This window comes from Paraburkholderia sp. A3BS-1L (assembly GCF_051125215.1).
In the GTDB taxonomy this organism is placed as follows: Bacteria; Pseudomonadota; Gammaproteobacteria; order Burkholderiales; family Burkholderiaceae; genus Paraburkholderia.
Map to the genome: position 1 here is coordinate 602,328 of NZ_CP120442.1, position 17,224 is coordinate 619,551.

A 17,224-nucleotide genomic window follows, 5' to 3' on the forward strand; every position below is an offset into this window, starting at 1 on the left:
GGGTGGGCCGAGCCGATGCGCGCCGTCCGGCAAAACGTCAGGCTACGTCCGGTTACGTCCGGCTACGTCCGGCGCGAACGCAGTAGCGCGGCTGCCACCCTACCTGCCTGACGCCAAAGCCGCGTCAAAGCGGCTTCTCGTACATATACCGGCGCGACCACGGCAGCGTATTCGCGTTGCGGCCGGCCTTGCGGCAGACGATCTGGTAGATCGACACGTCGTCGTGCTCGAACGCGTAGGCGCAGCCGGCCAGATAGACGCGCCAGATGCGGAACTTCTCGTCGTCGACAAGCATTTTCGCTTCCTCGGCGTGTGCCTCGAAGTTCTCCGCCCAGATTCCGAGCGTGTGCGCATAGTGACGGCGCAGGCTCTCCACGTCAACCGCCTCGAGACCGCCGCGCTGCGCCGCTTCGAGCGCGAGGCCGATGTGCGGCAGCTCGCCGTCGGGGAACACATAGCGGTCGATGAACTCGCCGGCGCCCAGCGCCGCCTCGCCGCTCTCGGCATCGGTCGACGTGATGCCGTGGTTCATGGCGATGCCTTCGTCGGCGAGCAGCTCGCGCACCTTGGTGAAATAGCCGGGCAGGTTTTTGCGCCCGACGTGCTCGAACATCCCTACGCTCGTGATGCGGTCGAACTGGCCCTGAATGTCGCGATAATCCTGCAGACGGATCTCGATGCGATCGGCGAGGCCCGCGGCCTTCACGCGCTCGGTGGCGAGGTCGAACTGGTTTTGCGAGAGCGTCACGCCCACGCAGCGCGCGCCGAACTTCTGCGCGGCGCGCAGCACGAGCGCGCCCCAGCCGCAGCCGATGTCGAGCAGCGTCTGGCCCGGCTGCAGCTGGATCTTGGTGAGAATGTGGTCGATTTTTTTGAGCTGCGCGGCGGCGAGGTCTTCGTCGCCGTTCTCGAAGTAGGCGCACGAATAGACCATGTTCTCGTCGAGCCACAGCTTGTAGAACGCGTTCGAGACGTCATAGTGGTACTGGATGGCCCTCTGGTCGGAGTGCTTCGAGTGCGTGAAGTAGCGGCGCACCCGCGCGAGCTTGCCTGCGCTCGTGATGGTGTTGTGCGCGAGCGAGTAGCCGATGGCGATGATGTCGGCGAGCTTGCCTTCGATGTCGATCTTGCCCTTCACGTAGGCCTCGCCGAGATTGTCGAGGCTCGGTTCGAGCAGCAGCGGCAGCGCTGCCGCGCTATTGACCTTCAGCGTGACCTGCGGGGCGGCGAAGTGGCCGAAGTCATACTGCTGGCCGCTCCACAGCACGAGCCGCGCGGGCAGGTTGGCCTTGTGGCGCACTTCGTCGACCCATTGAGCGAGTTTTTTCTCCCAGAACATGCGTTTCTCTCCGTGTCAGATGAACGATTGAGGCTCAAAGACAAAAGCGAATTGCAAGGCGTGTTACGAGGCAAAACCGACTGACCGGCGCTGCGCCGCGGCGCGCGTGATGCTGGGGTGTTGCAGGGTGCTGCACAGTGCTGCGTGGTATTGCGGATCAGGCTGATGGAACCTTCGGGACGTACGCCGGTTTGTCCGGTCCGCTCAGGGCGCGAGCCGCTCGATGTGCCACGCTGAGCCGTCCCGTGCATTGTCCCGCGTATAACGGATGCGGTCGTGCAGCCGCGACGGACGTCCTTGCCAGAACTCGATGGCGCTCGGCACGAGCCGGTAGCCGCCCCAATGCGGCGGACGCGGCGGTTGCTCGCCGTACTGCGCGCTGATCTCGCGCTCGCGCGCTTCGAGCTCGGCGCGGCTGCCGATCACCTCGCTCTGCTCCGAGGCCCACGCGCCAATGCGTGAGCCGAGCGGGCGAGAGTGGAAATACGCATCGCTTTCCGCATCGCTGGTTTTTTCGACCCGGCCTTCGATGCGCACCTGGCGCTCGAGCTCGATCCAGTGGAACAGCAGCGCCGCGTGCGGATTGGCGGCAAGCTCGCGGCCCTTGCGGCTTTCGTAGTTGGTGAAGAAAACGAAGCCACGCTCGTCCACGGCCTTGATCAGCAGGATGCGCGCGGCGGGGCGGCCGTCCTGGTCGACGGTCGCGACGGTCATCGCGTTGGGTTCGGGCAGCCTGGCATCGAGCGCCTGGTTGAACCAGGTCTGGAATTGGCGGATCGGGTCGGGGTCGACGTCGGAGGTGTCGAGCGAACCGAGTGAGTAATTCTTGCGGAGGTGGGCGAGCGAGGTCATTTTTTTATGCAAACGCTTCAATGCGGACAAGTATATAGAAGACGGCGCGAACGTTCTGCGAAGGTTGCGGCACAGCGGTGGCAAAGCAGTGGCAAGGCGGTGGCAAGGCGGTGGCAAGGCGGTGGCAAGGCGGTGGCACATGGGCAGGGCGCGCGCGTTTGGTCGCGATCGGGCAAAATACCGGCTGCCTGGGACCGTGGCAGTGCGCGATCGGTCCGTTTTCGACCCGCTATCGCCATGTCCAGTACTCCGCTTTCCGCCGCAGCCGGTTCGACCGGCCTTGCTGATCTTACCGCGCCCGCTTCAACCGATGTTGCCGACCGGGCGCGCCGCTTCGCCGGTGTGGCGCGGCTTTACGGCGCACCCGCGCTGGCGGCCTTCGAGCGCGCGCGCGTTGCCGTGATCGGCATTGGCGGGGTGGGCTCGTGGGTCGCGGAGGCGCTCGCGCGCAGCGCGATCGGCACGCTTACGCTCATCGATCTCGACAACGTTGCGGAGAGCAATACCAACCGCCAGATTCACGCGCTCGACGGCAATTACGGCAAGCCGAAGGTCGAGGCGATGGCCGAGCGCATCAAGCTCATCGATCCGGCCTGCGACGTGCGGCTCGTCGAGGATTTTGTCGAGCCTTCGAATTTCGATGCGCTGCTCGGCGGCGGCTTCGATTTCATCGTGGACGCCATCGACAGCGTGCGCACCAAGACCGCGCTGATCGCCTGGTGCGTCGAGCATCGCGTGCCGCTCATCACGGTGGGCGGGGCGGGCGGCCAGCTCGATCCCACGCGCATTCGCATCGACGATCTCGCGCTCACGATTCAGGATCCGCTGCTCTCGAAGGTGCGCGGGCAATTGCGCAAGCATCACGGTTTTCCGCGCGGCCCCAAGGCGCGTTTCAAGGTGAGCGCCGTGTATTCGGACGAGCCGCTCATCTATCCCGAAGCGGCGGTGTGTGACATCGACAACGAGGCCGAGCACGTGAGCGCTTCGCCGGGCCACCACGGTCCCGTGGGCCTGAATTGCGCGGGCTTTGGTTCGAGCGTGTGCGTGACGGCGAGCTTCGGTTTTGCGGCGGCGGCGTATGTGCTGCGCGCGCTTGCGCATGGGGCGGCTGCGCGCTGACGCCGTCTTGACCGCGTATATCCGATTGCGTCGAAGCCGCACCCAGCCTCGCCATACATTCCGACCCTGCGCATCAGTGACTTTGGTAATCACACTGCGCCTAATTGTCGTCCCCGAGCCTGGCTGGAATATCCATCTGTTGATGCAGGATGCGGATCACGTCGATCAGCGCCGGCGATTGCTTGAAAAAGACGACATGCATTCCAACCAGCGCTTTCCTGTAGCCTTCCCGCACCTCTTCGGCAGACAGACTTGGCTGAGTGCCGTCGGCCAAACCGACAATAGCGCTTTCGATGCTCAGAATGTAACGCTCAGCCTGCGACTCTCCCCATCTGGCGACCGTGTAATCCCAGATCTCGTCAAGGTCGCGCTCGGCCGCCGGAGAGAGAACATACGCTCTCATGCGGCCTTGTTCCGCTTACCCGCGACGTACTTGCGAAAATCAAACGGTCGCGACGGCCCAGAATGCTCGCCTTCGATCAGAGCGTTGCGCAGCGCCTCCAGCCTCGCTTCCTCAGTCTCAAGCAAGCGCAAGCCGGCTCGGACAACGTCGCTGGCCGTGCTGTAGCGGCCGCTGCGTACGCGGTCATCGACGAATTCCGAAAAATGCTCACCGAGCGTGAACGATGTGCTTTTGCTCATGACTCGCACCTCCTCTGCGAAGAATACCAATTTCTGGTATTCGATGCCAGACGTTGCCCGAACATGATCGCGGGACCGATGCGGCAAGGCAGCCCGAACCCTGTTCGGATCGGACCGAACAGCGTCGAACGTGCCGACAACTGGCGTACCTGTAAGGCATTTTCGCGTCGGACGAACATGGGCAGCTTTCATCAACGCCATCCGGACACCGGCGGATATCGGTGTCCAGATGTGCTCCCGCCTGTGGGCCTTTGGATTGTTTTCCTGCATGCATTTCTGGATGGCAATGGCCGCATTCACCGCTTTCTTATCCACCACGTCATTAACAGGGGCGCGACGCCTGAAGGGCGGGGCCATTGTGCCGGTCTCCGCAGTCCTCCTGCGTCGGGCAGATGGATCCCTGAATGTGCTGAATGGCTTTTCCCGCCCAACTACACGACTGTGGAAGTACGCGCCTGGCGAGGATGCTTCGCATGTGACGGCGTCGCCGGGTGGGCGGCCCTTCTCGAACGAACGCAAAACGTACAAACATCTGCCGGATGAGGTCGTCGCCCGTATCGAGGACGTGGTGCGCGAGGCGTTCTCAACTGCGTTAGCGCCCTCGGATATTGACGGGGACGCTCGCTCCGGGAGCTGGAACTGATCGTCCGGCGACCCCGCAAGATCTTATTGCAAGGATGGGGGCGCAATTTCTGGTCCGGGCTTAGGGAATTCCGGGCGGAACGACCGAATCTCCAGGTTTTCGGTCCCGGAACTTCCCTGTTGGAGCGCTGCACCGACAGGCCGGCCCCACTCCCTCAGTTCAGTTCAACGTAGCGCTCAACTTGCGCCGCCATTCGCTCACGAGCTGCGGTTGATGCGACGCGAGATCGAACACCGAGAGCATGGTTTTGCGGCCAATGTCCTCGCGGAACGCGCGGTCGCGCTTGACGATCTCGAGCAGGTGTTCGAGCGCGCCCGCGTACTTGCGCCGCGCGATCAGCGCGCTCGCGAGGTCGAAGCGCGCTTCGAGGTCCTCGGGGTGCTCGGCCACGCGGACTTCGAGCGCGTCGGTGGGCGGCAGGTCGGCGGCGGCGTCGATCGCGTCGAGGCGCGTCTTGAGCGCGTTAAAGCGCGCGTCGATGCCCTGCGTGGTCTTGGGCGAGAGCAGCTCGACTTCCTTGTGCGCTTCGTCGGCGCGGTTGTCGGCGAGCAGCAGCTCGATCAGGTCCATGCGGGCGTCTTCCATGCCCGGGTCGAATGCGAGCGCGGCTTGCAGCGCCTCATAAGCATCCTCGCGGCGGCCTTCGGCGAGCGCTTGCTGGGCGGCCTCGCGCGCGGCAAGCGCTGAATCCGGAATCAGCCGGTCGAGGAATTCGCGCAGCTGGCCTTCGGACAGCACGCCGATGAACTGGTCGACCGCCTGCTGGTCGGCGAACGCCACCACGTGCGGAATGCTGCGCACCTGGAAGTGCGCGGCGAGCTCCTGGTTCTCGTCGACGTTGACCTTCACGAGCTTCCATTTGCCCGCGTATTCGGCTTCGAGTTTTTCGAGCAACGGTCCGAGCGTCTTGCACGGGCCGCACCAGGGCGCCCAGAAGTCGACCAGCACCGGCGCGAGCGCCGACGCTTCGATCACGTCCTTTTCAAAAGTGGCCAGGGTGGTATCCATCAGGTCCTCGTTGGGAAAAATCCATTACGCACGATGGGCATAAGATGAGGGCGGATCGGCGCGCTTCAATGCTGCGGCTTCTTTTCGGGCAGCGGAATCCATTCGGTCTCGCCGGGGACGTGCCCCATTTCCTGGCGTGTCCACGCGTCCTTGGCGACCTCGATCTTCTCGCGCGAACTGGCGACGAAATTCCATTCGATGAAGCGCTCGCCCGCGAGCTTCTCGCCTCCGAGCAGCATCACGCGTGCCCCGCCGGTGCTCGCGAGCGTGACGGTTTCGCCCGGTTCCAGCACGGCCATCGTGTATTGCTCGAGCGGCGTGCCGTCGATCGACAGGTCGCCTTCGACGAGATAGACGCCGCGCTCCTCGTGCTCGGCGTCGAGCGCGATGGTGCCGCCGGGCGCGAAGTCGGCGGCCACGTAGAGCGTGCCCGAGAAGGTCGCGACGGGCGAGGTTGCGCCGAACGCCGTGCCCGCGATCACGCGCATCGAGACGCCGTTGCGCTCGAGGTTCGGCAGCGTGTCGGCGGCGTGATGGAAGAACGACGGCTCGGTGTCTTCGTGCTCGAGCGGCAGCGCCACCCAGGTCTGGATGCCGTGCATGGTGAAGCCGGTCTGGCGCGCTTCGTCGGGCGTGCGCTCCGAATGGACGATGCCGCGCCCGGCCGTCATCCAGTTGACGTCGCCGGGGACGATCTTCTGCGCCGAGCCGATGCTGTCGCGATGCATGAGCGCGCCGTCGAACAGATAGGTGACGGTGGCGAGACCGATATGCGGATGCGGGCGCACGTCGACGCCGGCGCCGGGCGCGAGTGTGGCCGGCCCCATGTGGTCGAAGAAGATGAACGGGCCGACGAGGCGCGCGGCCATCGCGGGCAGCACGCGGCGCACATAGAGATTGCCGATGTCGCGCTGATGGGGCTTGAGAACCGCTTTGATCGATGAGGACATGAACACTTCCTTGATGAGTCGGACGGCACGAATGGAGGCACGGCGAAGGGCCGTGCGGAGGGCGCGGCGCGCGAGCAGGCGCTCATTCTAACGCCGGCCTCGCCGGTGCGCCGCGCGCGACGCGAGCACGAGCGCGCGCTGGCCGGTAAACTTGCGGTCTCGACTGAACAATAAGCGGAGCCGGAGATGTCACCGAAGGACTTGCTGAGTGCGCTCGTGGTCGTACTCGCGTGGGGCGTGAATTTCGTGGTGATCAAGGTGGGGCTGCACGGCGTGCCGCCGCTGTTGCTCGGCGCGTTGCGCTTTCTGCTGGCGGCGTTTCCGGCGGTGCTGTTCGTCAAGCGCCCGAAATTGCCGCTGCGCTGGCTGCTCGCTTATGGCGCGACGATCTCGTTTGGCCAGTTCGTGTTTCTCTTCACGGCCATGTACGTGGGCATGCCCGCCGGGCTCGCCTCGGTCGTGCTGCAGGCGCAGGCGTTCTTCACGCTCGTGTTCGCGGCGATTTTCCTTGGCGAGCGCTTTCGCGCGCAGAACGTGTTCGGTTTGCTGATCGCGGCGTGCGGGCTGGCGGTGATCGGCCTGCAATCGTCTTCCGCGGCCGCGGGCCCGGGCGCGCAGGCAATGACTGTGGCCGGCTTCTTGCTTACGCTGTGCTCGGCCTGCATGTGGGCGCTCGGCAACATCGTCACGAAGAAGGCGGGGAAAATGGATCTCGTCGGGCTCGTGGTGTGGGGGAGCCTGATTCCGCCGCTACCGTTTCTCGCGCTTTCGTACCTTATCGAGGGGCCGCAGCGCATCGAGGCGGCGCTCGGCGGCATCGGCGTCGATTCGATCGGCGCCATCATCTATCTCGCGTTCGTGGCCACGATACTCGGCTACAGCCTCTGGAGCCGGCTGCTCTCGAAGTATCCGGCAAGCCAGGTCGCGCCGTTTTCGCTGCTCGTGCCGATCGTCGGGCTGGCGGCCGCGGCGCTGCTGCTCGGCGAGCGACTTTCCGCCGCCCAGATCGGCGGCGCGGCGCTCGTGATGGCCGGGCTGGCCGTGAATGTGTTCGGCGGGCGGGTCGGGGCGCGGCTGGCGTCGATGCTGGCCGCGCGTTCCTGAACGCAGACGTTCGCCGCTTGGTCGCCACTTGCCGCTCGCTTCGGAAGTTCGCGGCAACTCGTGTGGCCTGGCTTACGTCATCCGGCTCTTCGCGAGCGGCGGATTCGCCGCGAAGTAGCGCGTGATGCCCTTGAGGATGGCGTTCGCCATCTTGTCGCGATAGGCGTTGTCGTTGAGCTTCTGCTCTTCCTCGGGATTGCTGATGAAAGCCGTCTCCACGAGGATCGACGGAATGTCGGGCGCCTTGAGCACCGCGAAGCCCGCCTGCTCGACCGAGCCCTTGTGCAGCTTGTTGATCGAGCCGACTTCGTTGAGCACGAAGCCGCCGTAGCGCAGCGAGTCGCGAATCTGCGCCGTGGTCGACATATCGAAGAGCGCACGGTTCACGTATGCGTCCGCCGTCTTCACGTTGATTCCGCCGATCTGGTCCGACGAGTTCTCCTTGTTCGCCATCCAGCGCGCGGCCGCGCTCGACGCGCCGTGCTCGGAAAGCGCGAATACCGACGAGCCGCGCGCCTCCGGCGTGGTGAACGCGTCGGCGTGGATCGACACGAACAGGTCGGCGCCCACGCGGCGCGCTTTCTGCACGCGCACGTTCAGCGGCACGAAGAAGTCGGCGTCGCGCGTCATCATCGCGCGCATGTTGGGCTGCGCGTCGATTTTCACGCGCAGCTTCTTCGCGATGTCGAGCGCGATGTGCTTTTCGTACGTGCCTGCGCCGCCGATTGCACCGGGATCCTCACCGCCGTGGCCGGGGTCGATCGCCACCGTCAGAAGACGCGTGGTGCCGCCCTTGCTGGATTTCGGCGTGGTGAAGCCATAGTTGTCGTCCGCCGGGCCGCTGTTGTTGTCCTGCGCGATGACGGGCGGCTTCGGCGCGGGCTTCGGGCGCGGCAGGATCGTCGCCGGCGGCACGACTGGCGGCACCGTCGGGCGCGGCGAGGACGGCGTTGCTGGCGTGCCCGGCGTGCCAGGCAGGGTGGCGCCCGCATCGTTCTGTGCGTAGCGCTCGAAAAAGGCATCGCTGTTATCGTGCACGGGCGGGTTGTTGGGACCCGCGAGCGTGGAGGGCGGTGCAGGCGGCGCCTGGTTGCCCATCGCTTCACGCGAGTCGAGCTGCTGCTGCTTGTGCTCGGTCTGGGCGAGCAGGTCCATGAGCGGATCGGGCGCGACCGCCGGATAGAGATCGAACACGAGCCGGTACTTGTACGAACCCACGGGCTGCAGATTGAAGACCTGCGGCTTGACCGACCCCTTGAGGTCGAACACCATGCGCACCACGTGCGGCTGATACTGGCCCACGCGCACGGCCTGGATCTGCGGATCGTTCGGCGTGATCTTGGAGACGAGATTCTTGAGCGCGTCGTCGAGGTCGAGGCCGTTCAGGTCGACGACGAGCCGGTCGGGGCCTTGCAGCAATTGCTGCGAGTTCTGCAGCGGCTGATCCGACTCGATGGTGACGCGCGTGTAGTCGCGCGCGGGCCACACGCGCACGCCGATCACCGATGCTGCCCACGCGAGACGTGGCGCCGCGACCGTGAGGCCGAGCATCAGCGTGGACGCGCCCGCTTTCAGAATCTGCCTGCGCCGCCAGTTGTGGGTGGCGGTGGCCGCGGATTCGATCGAGCGGAACGGTTTGATTAACATCTTTCTAGACATGCCTTTCCTGATGCGCTGTATGCGTACGCGGTGAGCACGCGGCCTTCACCGTACGGACCCGGTTCGAGATGGAACACGAGGTCCGGCACGCCGAGCAGGCCACCCGCGCGTTGCGGCCATTCGACGAGACACACCGCCCCTTGCGCGAAATATTCGCGAAAGCCGGCGTCGGCCCATTCGGCCGGGTCGCTGAAACGATAGAGATCGAAGTGATAGAGCTGGAGTTCCCCGCTCGCCGTGGCCACCGTATAGGGCTCGACGAGCGTATAGGTCGGGCTGCGCACCCGTCCGGCATGGCCGAGCGCGCGCAGCGCGGCGCGCACGAGCGAGGTCTTGCCCGCGCCCAGGTCGCCGAAAAGCTGCACGTGCAGGCCGCGGAACTGCGCAGGGTCAGATTCTTGCGTGCGCAGGCTTTCGAGCGCGTGCGCGAAGCGCGCGCCGAACGCATCGGTGGCGGCTTCATCCGCGAGCGCGAAGCGGCGTTCGAGCAGAATGGGCGCGCCAGGCAGGCTCGCGTGGTCGTGTCCGGGCATGTCGGGTGTTCCGGGCATTCTCGTAAAATAGCGTAATGAATCCCTCGCATTCCCCTTCGAACCCGATGCACGACAATTCGCACGATCAGCACGAAGCGCACGATTTGGTCGATGCGCGCACGCCGGTCGAGACGTCGGCGAATTCGCCCGCGCCGTTGGCTGCGCAGTCGACAGCACAAGCGGCTGCAGCGGGCGTTGCCATGTCGGGAGCCGGCAGGTTAGCGCCGCGCGATGAGACTGCGCCGCTCGATGAAGCGGCGCTGGCCGCACTCGCGGATCGCATCCGCGCATGGGGACGCGAGCTGGGGTTCGGTGCGATCGGCATCAGCGACACCGATCTATCTCATGCCGAGGCGGGCCTTGCTGCGTGGCTCGAAGCAGACTGCCATGGCGAGATGGATTATATGGCCAAACATGGGATGAAACGCGCAAGGCCCGCAGAGCTTGTGGCCGGTACGCGACGCGTCATCACTGCGCGCATGGCCTATTTGCCCGCCGCCACGCTCGCCGACAAAATGCTTTCGGAGGACTGGCGGCAGCACGAGCGCGCGCGGCTGAACGATCCGCACGCGGCTGTGGTGTCGATCTACGCGCGCGGCCGCGACTATCACAAGGTGCTGCGCGCGCGGCTGCAGCAGCTGGCCGAGCGCATCGAGGCCGAGATCGGCGCGTTTGGCTTTCGCGTGTTCACCGATTCCGCGCCGGTGCTCGAAGTCGAGCTCGCGCAGAAGGCCGGCATCGGCTGGCGCGGCAAGCACACCTTGCTGTTGCAGCGCGATGCGGGCTCGCTGTTCTTTCTCGGCGAAATCTACGTGGACGTGCCGTTGCCCACCGATGCGGACGCGGCGCAACACGTGCAGGTGCAGAACGTGCAGGTGCAGAACGTGCAGGGCGTGCGGGATCGCGCCTCGCGAGCGCCCGAGCAGCCCGGCGCGTATTGCGGCAGCTGCACGCGCTGCATCGGCGCCTGCCCGACGGGGGCGATCGTCGGGCCGTACCGCGTCGATGCGCGGCGCTGCATTTCCTATCTGACGATCGAATTGAAGGGCAGCATTCCCCTGGAATTGCGCGAGCTGATCGGCAATCGTGTCTACGGCTGCGACGACTGCCAGCTCGTGTGTCCGTGGAACAAATTCGCGCAAGCCGCGCCGGTCGCGGATTTCGATGTGCGCCACGGGCTCGACCGGGCGAGTCTCGTCGAGCTTTTCGGCTGGAGTGCCGCGCAGTTCGACGAGCGCATGCAGGGCAGCGCGATCCGGCGCATCGGCCACGAGGCGTGGTTGCGCAATCTCGCCGTGGCGATGGGCAATGCGCTGCGTGCGCCGCGTGACGGCCACGACGGGCAGGATCGGCAGGATCGGCAGGATCGGCAGGATCGGCAGGATCGGCAGGATCGGCAGGATCGGCAGGAAGGCCGGGCGGCGATCGTGGCGGCGTTGCGCGCGCGCGAGCACGATGCTTCTGCGCTGGTGCGCGAGCATGTGCAATGGGCGCTGGAAGCGGCTTAGACTGGCGCACGTATCGAGCTTGCACGGGATCGAGGTAAGGAGAAGCGATGTTCAACGCAGTAATCGAAGCGCCGTTCGGCAAGGTCGGCATTCGCACCGGCGATGGCGCGGTGCGCGAGATCGTCTATCTGCCCGAATCCACACGTGCGCTCGCGCCCGACTGCCCGCTCGCCGAGCGCGCGGCCGCGCAGATCACGCGCTATTTCGCGAGCGCGCAAACAGACTTCGACTTGCCGCTCGCGCCGCTTGGCACGGCGTTTCAGCGCCGCGTATGGGGCGGCATCAGCGCGATCGGGGCGGGCGAGGTGCTCACCTACGGCACGCTCGCGAAGCGCATCGGCAGCATCAGCGCGCGTGCGGTGGGGCAGGCCTGCGGCTCGAATCCTTTTCCGATCGTGATTCCGTGTCACCGCGTGGTGTCGGCGAGCGGCATCGGCGGCTTCGCGCATCACGGCGGCGACGGCTTCTTTCGCGACGTGAAGCGCTGGCTGCTCAACCATGAAGGCGTAAAGATCCGATGACAGGCGCGATGACAGGCGCGATGAACGGCATGCAGGAAGCCGAAGCTCCCGCGCTGGCTCCAGCCTGCGCGCAGGCGCTTTCCGCAAGCCTGCTCGCCATCGACACCTTCTGCGACGCCATGTGGCTCGAGCATGGCCTCTCGCGCAATACGCTCGACGCTTACCGGCGCGATCTGCGCCTCTTTGCCGAGTGGCTCGCGCAGGCGCGCTCGCACGGCCTCGACACGGTGCACGAGGACGATCTGCTCGCCTACAGCGCGTGCCGCAAGGACGACAAATCGACCTCGGCGAACCGCCGTCTTTCGGTATTCCGGCGCTACTTCGGCTGGGCGTTGCGCGAGCGGCGCGTGAGCGTGGACCCGACCGTGCGCGTGCGCTCGGCGAAGCAAGCGCCCCGCTTTCCGTCGACGCTCACCGAGGCGCAGGTCGAAGCGTTGCTGAACACGCCCGATGTGGCCACGCCGCTCGGCCTGCGCGACCGCACGATGCTCGAGTTGATGTACGCGAGCGGCCTGCGCGTGACCGAGCTCGTCACGCTCAAGACCGTCGAGGTGGGCCTGAACGAAGGCGTCGTGCGCGTGCTCGGCAAGGGCTCGAAGGAGCGCCTGATTCCGTTCGGTGAAGAGGCCGCGGCATGGATCACCCGCTATCTGCGTGAGGCGCGGCCCGCGCTGCTCGGCGCGCGCCCGGCCGATGCGCTGTTCGTCACCGCGCGCGCCGAGGGCATGACGCGCCAGCAGTTCTGGAACATCATCAAGCGCCACGCGCTCAACGCGGGCGTGCACGCGCCGCTTTCGCCGCACACCTTGCGCCACGCGTTCGCCACGCATCTGCTCAATCACGGCGCGGACCTGCGCGTGGTGCAACTGCTGCTCGGCCACAGCGACATCTCCACGACGCAGATCTATACGCACGTCGCGCGCGAGCGTTTGCGGCAACTGCACGAAGCGCATCATCCGCGCGGGTAGGGTGCCGTGGTGCGGGCCTTCAACGGCACATGCAACGCCGCTTGCAACGCCGCTTGCAACGCCACCACGGGGCGCCGTTGCACATTAAAATGCGCGCCATGAGCAAATCGAAACATGTCTCCGAAACGCCCGCCACGCAGATGCTGCGCCGCGCGGGCGTGGTGTTCGGCGAGCATCCCTACGAGTACGTCGAGCACGGCGGCACGGGCGAATCCGCGCGCCAGCTCGGCGTGGACGAGCATCGCGTCGTCAAGACCCTCGTGATGGAGGACGAGCACGCGAAGCCGCTAATCGTCCTCATGCACGGCGACCGCAAGGTCTCCACCAAGAACCTCGCGCGGCAGATCGGCGCCAAGCGCGTCGAGCCCTGCAAGCCCGAGGTCGCGAACCGCCACTCGGGTTACCTCGTGGGCGGCACCTCGCCGTTCGGCACGAAGAAAACGATGCCCGTGTACGTCGAATCGAGCATTCTCGAACTCGACCAGATCTGGCTCAACGGCGGCCGGCGCGGCTATCTCGTGAGCCTTGCGCCCGCCGTGCTCACGGCGCTGCTGGGGGCTAAACCGGTGCAGTGCGCAAGCGTAGCGACGCCCGGAGTTGAGTGATGGCGGTGTCCGGGCACGCGCAGGCCACCCCCCGCGTTCCCTGATTGCCCTGGGGTGGCGGCAAGAGCCGCCCGCGCTTCGGTAGAATGAGCGTCTTCGCGCGTGCAACCCCCGCTTATCCGCACCGGGGCGCCGCGCTTTGTTTTTCTTCCTTCGGGTTTCGTGCATGTACAACCTGTTTGTTGCCGTTGCTGCCTATCTGATCGGCTCGATTTCCTTTGCCGTGGTCGTGAGCGCCGTCATGGGCCTCGACGACCCGCGCTCCTATGGCTCCGGCAACCCGGGCGCGACCAACGTCCTGCGCAGCGGCAACAAGAAGGCCGCCATCCTCACGCTGATCGGCGACGCGTTCAAGGGCTGGCTCGCGGTCTGGCTCACGATGCGCTTCGGGCCGCGTTTCGGTCTGGGCGAGACGGCCGTCGCCGTGTCGGTCATTGCCGTGTTCCTCGGCCACCTGTATCCGGTGTTCTTCCGTTTCCAGGGCGGCAAGGGCGTAGCGACCGCCGCGGGCGTGCTGCTCGCCGTGAGCCCGGTGCTGGGGGGCGCCACGCTGCTCACCTGGCTGATCGTCGCGTTCTTCACGCGCTATTCGTCGCTGGCGGCGCTCGCGGCCGCGGTGTTCGCGCCGTTCTTTTGCGTGCTCATGTTCGGTGCACACGTGATGGCGCTCGCGATTCTCGCGATGAGCGTGCTGCTGTTCTGGCGCCATCGGACCAATATCTCGAAGCTCGTGAGCGGCACTGAGAGCCGTATCGGCGACAAGAAGAAAGCCGCGGCAAGCAAATAAACCGGAAAGGAAACCGGGAAGGGGCCGCGTCGTTGCGCGCGCTCCGATAAACCGGGCTCAAGTCTTGTGCGCTGGACGCCGTAAACGCGTGGATCTTCGATTTTTGCCGCAGGTATCGCAGATCGATACCGCAGCTCGATTCACTCATCTTCATACGGCGCCTTTCGTTCTATGTTCACCACCATTCGGGCGCGCATCGTCGCGCTATGCGTCGTTATCGTCGTCACCGCGCTGGCGGCCAACACGGCGCTCGACTACATCGTTGCAGATTCGCACAACCGGGATTCGATCGACGCCACGCTCACGGCCGTCGAGGACAGCCACGCGCGGGGCATCGGCGAATGGGTCGCAAGCCATGCGCACATGATCGATTCCCTGCAGGACGCCGTGCTGCAACCCGATCCCGTGCCCATGCTCAAGCAGGTCGCCGCCGCCGGCGGCTTCCTGGACGTCTACGTGGGCTACCCCGACAAGAGCGCGAAGTTCGCCAACAGCGCCGGCATTCCCGCCGATTACGATCCGACCGGCCGGCCCTGGTACCAGCAGGCGGTGGCGGCGGGCAAGGGCGTGGTGACCCCGCCGTACGTGGATGCGGCCACGGGCAAGCTCGTGGTGTCGTTCGCGCAGCCCGTGATTCGCGAGGGCGCCGTGAAGGCCGTCGTTTCCGGCGACGTCGTCATGGACAGCGTGATCGCCAACGTGCGCGCGATTCGTCCGACGCCCGCGAGCTTCGGCATGCTGATCGACAGCGCGGGCCAGATCGTCGCGCACAACGACGCGAAGCTCACGCTCAAGCCCGTCACCGAAATTGCGCCCGCGCTCACGGGCGACAAGCTGGCCGCGCTGTTCGCGGCGCGTGCGCCGCTCGTGGTCGAGGCGGGCGGCGATGCCCGGTTGATGCGCGCGCAGCCGATCGCGGGCACGGACTGGCGCCTGGTGGTCGCGCTCGATCGCGCCGAGGCCACGGCGGGCATGCGCTCGCTCCTCACGGCCTCGCTCGCCGCGCTGGTGGTGATCGCGGTGGTGGCGGCGCTGGTGGTCGGCGCGGTGACGGCGGTGTCGTTCCAGCGCCTTTCGCGCGTACGCGATGCGATGGACGCCATCGGCAAGGGCGAGGGCGATCTCACGCAGCGCCTGCCCGCGGCGGGCGACGACGAAGTCGCGCAGATCGCGCGCGCGTTCAACGCGTTCATGGACAAGTTGCGCGACGTGATGCGCCACATCCGTGATGCGAGCGAATCGGTGCGCAAGGCGAGCGACGAGATCGCCGCAGGCAACGTCGATCTCTCGGGCCGCACCGAATCGGCGGCGGCGAGCCTCCAGCAAACGGCGGCCTCGATGGAGCAGATCACGGCGACGGTGGCGCAGTCCGCCAACGCGGCGCAGCAGGCGGACGTGACGGCGTCGTCGGCCTCGGCGGTGGCCTCGCGCGGCGGCGCGGTGATTTCGGACGTGGTGGACACGATGGGCGCGATCGAGCACGCCTCGGTGAAGATCGCCGACATCATCGGCGTGATCGACGGCATTGCTTTTCAAACCAACATTCTCGCGCTGAACGCGGCGGTGGAGGCGGCGCGCGCCGGCGAGCAGGGGCGCGGCTTCGCAGTCGTGGCGGGCGAGGTGCGCAGCCTCGCGCAGCGCAGCGCGCAGGCCGCGCGCGAGATCAAGGCGCTGATCGAGTCGACGGTGGCGAGCGTGAATTCGGGCTCGCAACTCGTGCGCAGCGCTGGTGAGACGATGGACGAGATCCTTGCGAACGTGTCGAACGTGACCACCATCATTTCCGAGGTGACCCAGGCAGCCGGCGAGCAGACGCGCGGCATCCAGGAGGTGAACCGCGCGGTGAGCCAGCTTGACGAGATGGTCCAGCAGAATGCGGCGCTCGTCGAGCAGTCGACGGCCGCCGCCGCTGCGCTGCGCGGACAGGCCGCAAACCTCGCGCAGACGGTGGGGCAGTTCAGGCTCGATTGAGCATGCTTGAGCACGCCTGAGCACGCCACCAGTCGCGGGAAGGTGTGCGAGAGAACGGCAGGAAAGGGACGGCGCTACGGCGCCGTTTTTTTCGCCTGCGTGTTGACGCGGGCCGCGCGCCTTGCTGGCGCGATCGAACCGGAAGTCGGGCGCTTGTGCAGGGAATGGCAAAGTATTGCAGCATGGAGAACTGCACACATGGTCGATATCAGCTACGAGCAGTTCGACGCCGCGACCCGGGCGGCACGGGAAAGTCCGGCCGCGGTTGCCGCACAAGTAGCCGCCTGCCTTGTGCGCTCAGGAGACCTCGACTGGCGTGCTGCGGATGCACTCGTCGCACCCAGCCGCGCACTCGAAGGAAACGGAGGTAGCCATCATGAGCAGCAGTGAGGGCCACGTGAGTGGCAAGGTTGAAAAGAGCGAAAAGGGCGCCACGAGCGGCTCGGTGAGCGAATCCGTGTTCGTCTACGTCACGTTCATGCGCGCCACGCCACAAGGGCTATGGGACGCGCTCACCAGCCGCGCGTTCACGGAGCGGTACTGGTTCGGCATGCATCACGAGTGCGACTGGCAGGCCGGCTCGCCGTGGTCGCTGCGCTTTTCTGATGGCCGGGTGTCCGATTCGGGCGAGATCGTCGAGTCGAACGCGCCGCATCGTCTCGTGATCCGCTGGCGCAACATGTTCCGCCCGGAACTGAACGCCGAGGGCGATTCCCTGTGCACGTTGCAGATCGAGCAGGTGGAGTACGCCGTGAAGCTCACGGTTACGCATCGCATGGAGCGTCCGGGCTCGAAGTTCATCGAGGCCGTGTCGGGCGGCTGGCCGCGCATCCTGTCGAATCTCAAGACGCTGCTGGAGACGGGCGAGACGCTGATGCCGCTCGTCACGACGAGCGACTAGGCAGACAGAAGGGGGCGTGAGAGCGAGGCGGCGCGTGCCGCCTCGTGGCGAGCGATCGTGTGAAAAACCGCGGAAAGCCGCGCCTGGCCGCAAAACATGCGGCCAGGCGCGACG

18 protein-coding genes are annotated in these 17,224 nt (G+C 66.1%); 10 read left to right on the plus strand and 8 right to left on the minus strand.

What is annotated here, in order from left to right:
* Positions 1-124: 124 nt before the first annotated feature.
* Complete coding sequence (locus tag P5W99_RS02710) at positions 125-1,339, minus strand: class I SAM-dependent methyltransferase (RefSeq protein ID WP_421073520.1); 1,215 nt, start codon at positions 1,337-1,339, stop codon at positions 125-127.
* 204 nt (positions 1,340-1,543) lie between these two features.
* Positions 1,544-2,191: a pyridoxamine 5'-phosphate oxidase gene (gene pdxH / locus P5W99_RS02715; protein ID WP_421042487.1), complete on the minus strand. Its 648-nt coding sequence runs from the start codon at positions 2,189-2,191 to the stop codon at positions 1,544-1,546.
* A 237-nt stretch (positions 2,192-2,428) separates the two neighbouring features.
* Between pdxH and P5W99_RS02720 the strand changes: the two genes are divergently transcribed.
* Positions 2,429-3,310 carry a tRNA threonylcarbamoyladenosine dehydratase gene (locus tag P5W99_RS02720; RefSeq protein ID WP_434661681.1) on the plus strand — a complete coding sequence of 294 codons (882 nt, stop codon included), beginning with the start codon at positions 2,429-2,431 and terminating at the stop codon, positions 3,308-3,310.
* Between the two features lie 100 nt (positions 3,311-3,410).
* On the opposite strand, the gene P5W99_RS02725 is transcribed toward P5W99_RS02720, so the two are convergent.
* From P5W99_RS02725 to P5W99_RS02740, 4 genes are all read right to left on the minus strand, one after another.
* Positions 3,411-3,713, minus strand: coding sequence for a type II toxin-antitoxin system RelE/ParE family toxin (locus P5W99_RS02725; protein ID WP_421073523.1), 303 nt, complete (start codon positions 3,711-3,713; stop codon positions 3,411-3,413).
* Positions 3,710-3,952 carry a type II toxin-antitoxin system ParD family antitoxin gene (locus P5W99_RS02730; protein WP_035526739.1) on the minus strand — a complete coding sequence of 81 codons (243 nt, stop codon included), beginning with the start codon at positions 3,950-3,952 and terminating at the stop codon, positions 3,710-3,712. The genes P5W99_RS02725 and P5W99_RS02730 overlap by 4 nt, the downstream gene beginning before the upstream one ends.
* Positions 3,953-4,754: 802 nt before the next feature.
* Complete coding sequence (gene trxA / locus P5W99_RS02735) at positions 4,755-5,603, minus strand: thioredoxin (RefSeq protein WP_421023106.1); 849 nt, start codon at positions 5,601-5,603, stop codon at positions 4,755-4,757.
* Between the two features lie 65 nt (positions 5,604-5,668).
* Positions 5,669-6,553 (minus strand): pirin family protein, encoded by an 885-nt coding sequence (locus P5W99_RS02740; protein ID WP_434661684.1) that lies wholly within the window; start codon positions 6,551-6,553, stop codon positions 5,669-5,671.
* Positions 6,554-6,739: 186 nt separating this feature from the next.
* On the opposite strand from P5W99_RS02740, the gene P5W99_RS02745 reads away from it, so the two are divergent.
* The gene (locus P5W99_RS02745) at positions 6,740-7,657 is read left to right on the plus strand and encodes an EamA family transporter (RefSeq protein ID WP_434661686.1); all 918 of its coding nucleotides are present in this window, start codon (positions 6,740-6,742) and stop codon (positions 7,655-7,657) included.
* A 72-nt stretch (positions 7,658-7,729) separates the two neighbouring features.
* Here the strand turns inward: P5W99_RS02745 and P5W99_RS02750 are convergent, their stop codons facing one another.
* Together P5W99_RS02750 and tsaE are read right to left on the minus strand one after the other, a co-directional pair.
* Positions 7,730-9,316: an N-acetylmuramoyl-L-alanine amidase gene (locus P5W99_RS02750; protein WP_434661688.1), complete on the minus strand. Its 1,587-nt coding sequence runs from the start codon at positions 9,314-9,316 to the stop codon at positions 7,730-7,732.
* Positions 9,298-9,867 carry a tRNA (adenosine(37)-N6)-threonylcarbamoyltransferase complex ATPase subunit type 1 TsaE gene (gene tsaE / locus P5W99_RS02755; RefSeq protein ID WP_421042481.1) on the minus strand — a complete coding sequence of 190 codons (570 nt, stop codon included), beginning with the start codon at positions 9,865-9,867 and terminating at the stop codon, positions 9,298-9,300. Before tsaE ends, P5W99_RS02750 begins: the two co-directional genes overlap by 19 nt.
* Before the next feature lie 182 nt (positions 9,868-10,049).
* On the opposite strand from tsaE, the gene queG reads away from it, so the two are divergent.
* From queG to P5W99_RS02795, 8 genes are all read left to right on the plus strand, one after another.
* On the plus strand, positions 10,050-11,357 hold the full coding sequence (queG, locus tag P5W99_RS02760) for a tRNA epoxyqueuosine(34) reductase QueG (RefSeq protein ID WP_434662399.1): 1,308 nt from the start codon (positions 10,050-10,052) through the stop codon (positions 11,355-11,357).
* Between the two features lie 47 nt (positions 11,358-11,404).
* A complete protein-coding gene (locus P5W99_RS02765) occupies positions 11,405-11,878 on the plus strand; it encodes a methylated-DNA--[protein]-cysteine S-methyltransferase (RefSeq protein WP_421073527.1) in 474 nt (157 codons plus the stop codon).
* A gap of 29 nt (positions 11,879-11,907) precedes the next feature.
* Positions 11,908-12,846, plus strand: a complete 939-nt coding sequence (gene xerD / locus P5W99_RS02770; protein WP_434662402.1) for a site-specific tyrosine recombinase XerD — start codon at positions 11,908-11,910, stop codon at positions 12,844-12,846.
* A gap of 98 nt (positions 12,847-12,944) precedes the next feature.
* Positions 12,945-13,451, plus strand: a complete 507-nt coding sequence (gene ybaK / locus P5W99_RS02775; RefSeq protein ID WP_434661691.1) for a Cys-tRNA(Pro) deacylase — start codon at positions 12,945-12,947, stop codon at positions 13,449-13,451.
* A gap of 166 nt (positions 13,452-13,617) precedes the next feature.
* The gene (gene plsY / locus P5W99_RS02780; protein ID WP_035526722.1) at positions 13,618-14,238 is read left to right on the plus strand and encodes a glycerol-3-phosphate 1-O-acyltransferase PlsY; all 621 of its coding nucleotides are present in this window, start codon (positions 13,618-13,620) and stop codon (positions 14,236-14,238) included.
* Between the two features lie 171 nt (positions 14,239-14,409).
* Positions 14,410-16,209, plus strand: a complete 1,800-nt coding sequence (locus P5W99_RS02785; protein ID WP_434661693.1) for a methyl-accepting chemotaxis protein — start codon at positions 14,410-14,412, stop codon at positions 16,207-16,209.
* Between the two features lie 198 nt (positions 16,210-16,407).
* A complete protein-coding gene (locus P5W99_RS02790; RefSeq protein ID WP_434661695.1) occupies positions 16,408-16,599 on the plus strand; it encodes a hypothetical protein in 192 nt (63 codons plus the stop codon).
* A 55-nt stretch (positions 16,600-16,654) separates the two neighbouring features.
* Positions 16,655-17,110, plus strand: a complete 456-nt coding sequence (locus tag P5W99_RS02795; protein WP_421042666.1) for an SRPBCC family protein — start codon at positions 16,655-16,657, stop codon at positions 17,108-17,110.
* The last annotated feature ends 114 nt before the right edge of the window (positions 17,111-17,224 follow it).

What these genes read in the sequence shown, in the direction of transcription:
- P5W99_RS02765 (WP_421073527.1), top strand. Translation starts at nt 11,405, where the DNA reads ATGTTCAACGCAGTAATCGAAGCGCCGTTCGGCAAGGTCGGCATTCGC.
- ybaK (WP_434661691.1), top strand. Translation starts at nt 12,945, where the DNA reads ATGAGCAAATCGAAACATGTCTCCGAAACGCCCGCCACGCAGATGCTG.
- P5W99_RS02725 (WP_421073523.1), bottom strand. Translation starts at nt 3,713, where the DNA reads ATGAGAGCGTATGTTCTCTCTCCGGCGGCCGAGCGCGACCTTGACGAG.
- pdxH (WP_421042487.1), bottom strand. Translation starts at nt 2,191, where the DNA reads ATGACCTCGCTCGCCCACCTCCGCAAGAATTACTCACTCGGTTCGCTC.
- P5W99_RS02740 (WP_434661684.1), bottom strand. Translation starts at nt 6,553, where the DNA reads ATGTCCTCATCGATCAAAGCGGTTCTCAAGCCCCATCAGCGCGACATC.
- P5W99_RS02745 (WP_434661686.1), top strand. Translation starts at nt 6,740, where the DNA reads ATGTCACCGAAGGACTTGCTGAGTGCGCTCGTGGTCGTACTCGCGTGG.
- queG (WP_434662399.1), top strand. Translation starts at nt 10,050, where the DNA reads ATGTCGGGAGCCGGCAGGTTAGCGCCGCGCGATGAGACTGCGCCGCTC.
- trxA (WP_421023106.1), bottom strand. Translation starts at nt 5,603, where the DNA reads ATGGATACCACCCTGGCCACTTTTGAAAAGGACGTGATCGAAGCGTCG.
- plsY (WP_035526722.1), top strand. Translation starts at nt 13,618, where the DNA reads ATGTACAACCTGTTTGTTGCCGTTGCTGCCTATCTGATCGGCTCGATT.
- P5W99_RS02730 (WP_035526739.1), bottom strand. Translation starts at nt 3,952, where the DNA reads ATGAGCAAAAGCACATCGTTCACGCTCGGTGAGCATTTTTCGGAATTC.
- P5W99_RS02785 (WP_434661693.1), top strand. Translation starts at nt 14,410, where the DNA reads ATGTTCACCACCATTCGGGCGCGCATCGTCGCGCTATGCGTCGTTATC.
- P5W99_RS02710 (WP_421073520.1), bottom strand. Translation starts at nt 1,339, where the DNA reads ATGTTCTGGGAGAAAAAACTCGCTCAATGGGTCGACGAAGTGCGCCAC.
- P5W99_RS02750 (WP_434661688.1), bottom strand. Translation starts at nt 9,316, where the DNA reads ATGTCTAGAAAGATGTTAATCAAACCGTTCCGCTCGATCGAATCCGCG.
- P5W99_RS02720 (WP_434661681.1), top strand. Translation starts at nt 2,429, where the DNA reads ATGTCCAGTACTCCGCTTTCCGCCGCAGCCGGTTCGACCGGCCTTGCT.
- tsaE (WP_421042481.1), bottom strand. Translation starts at nt 9,867, where the DNA reads ATGCCCGGAACACCCGACATGCCCGGACACGACCACGCGAGCCTGCCT.
- P5W99_RS02790 (WP_434661695.1), top strand. Translation starts at nt 16,408, where the DNA reads ATGGTCGATATCAGCTACGAGCAGTTCGACGCCGCGACCCGGGCGGCA.
- xerD (WP_434662402.1), top strand. Translation starts at nt 11,908, where the DNA reads ATGCAGGAAGCCGAAGCTCCCGCGCTGGCTCCAGCCTGCGCGCAGGCG.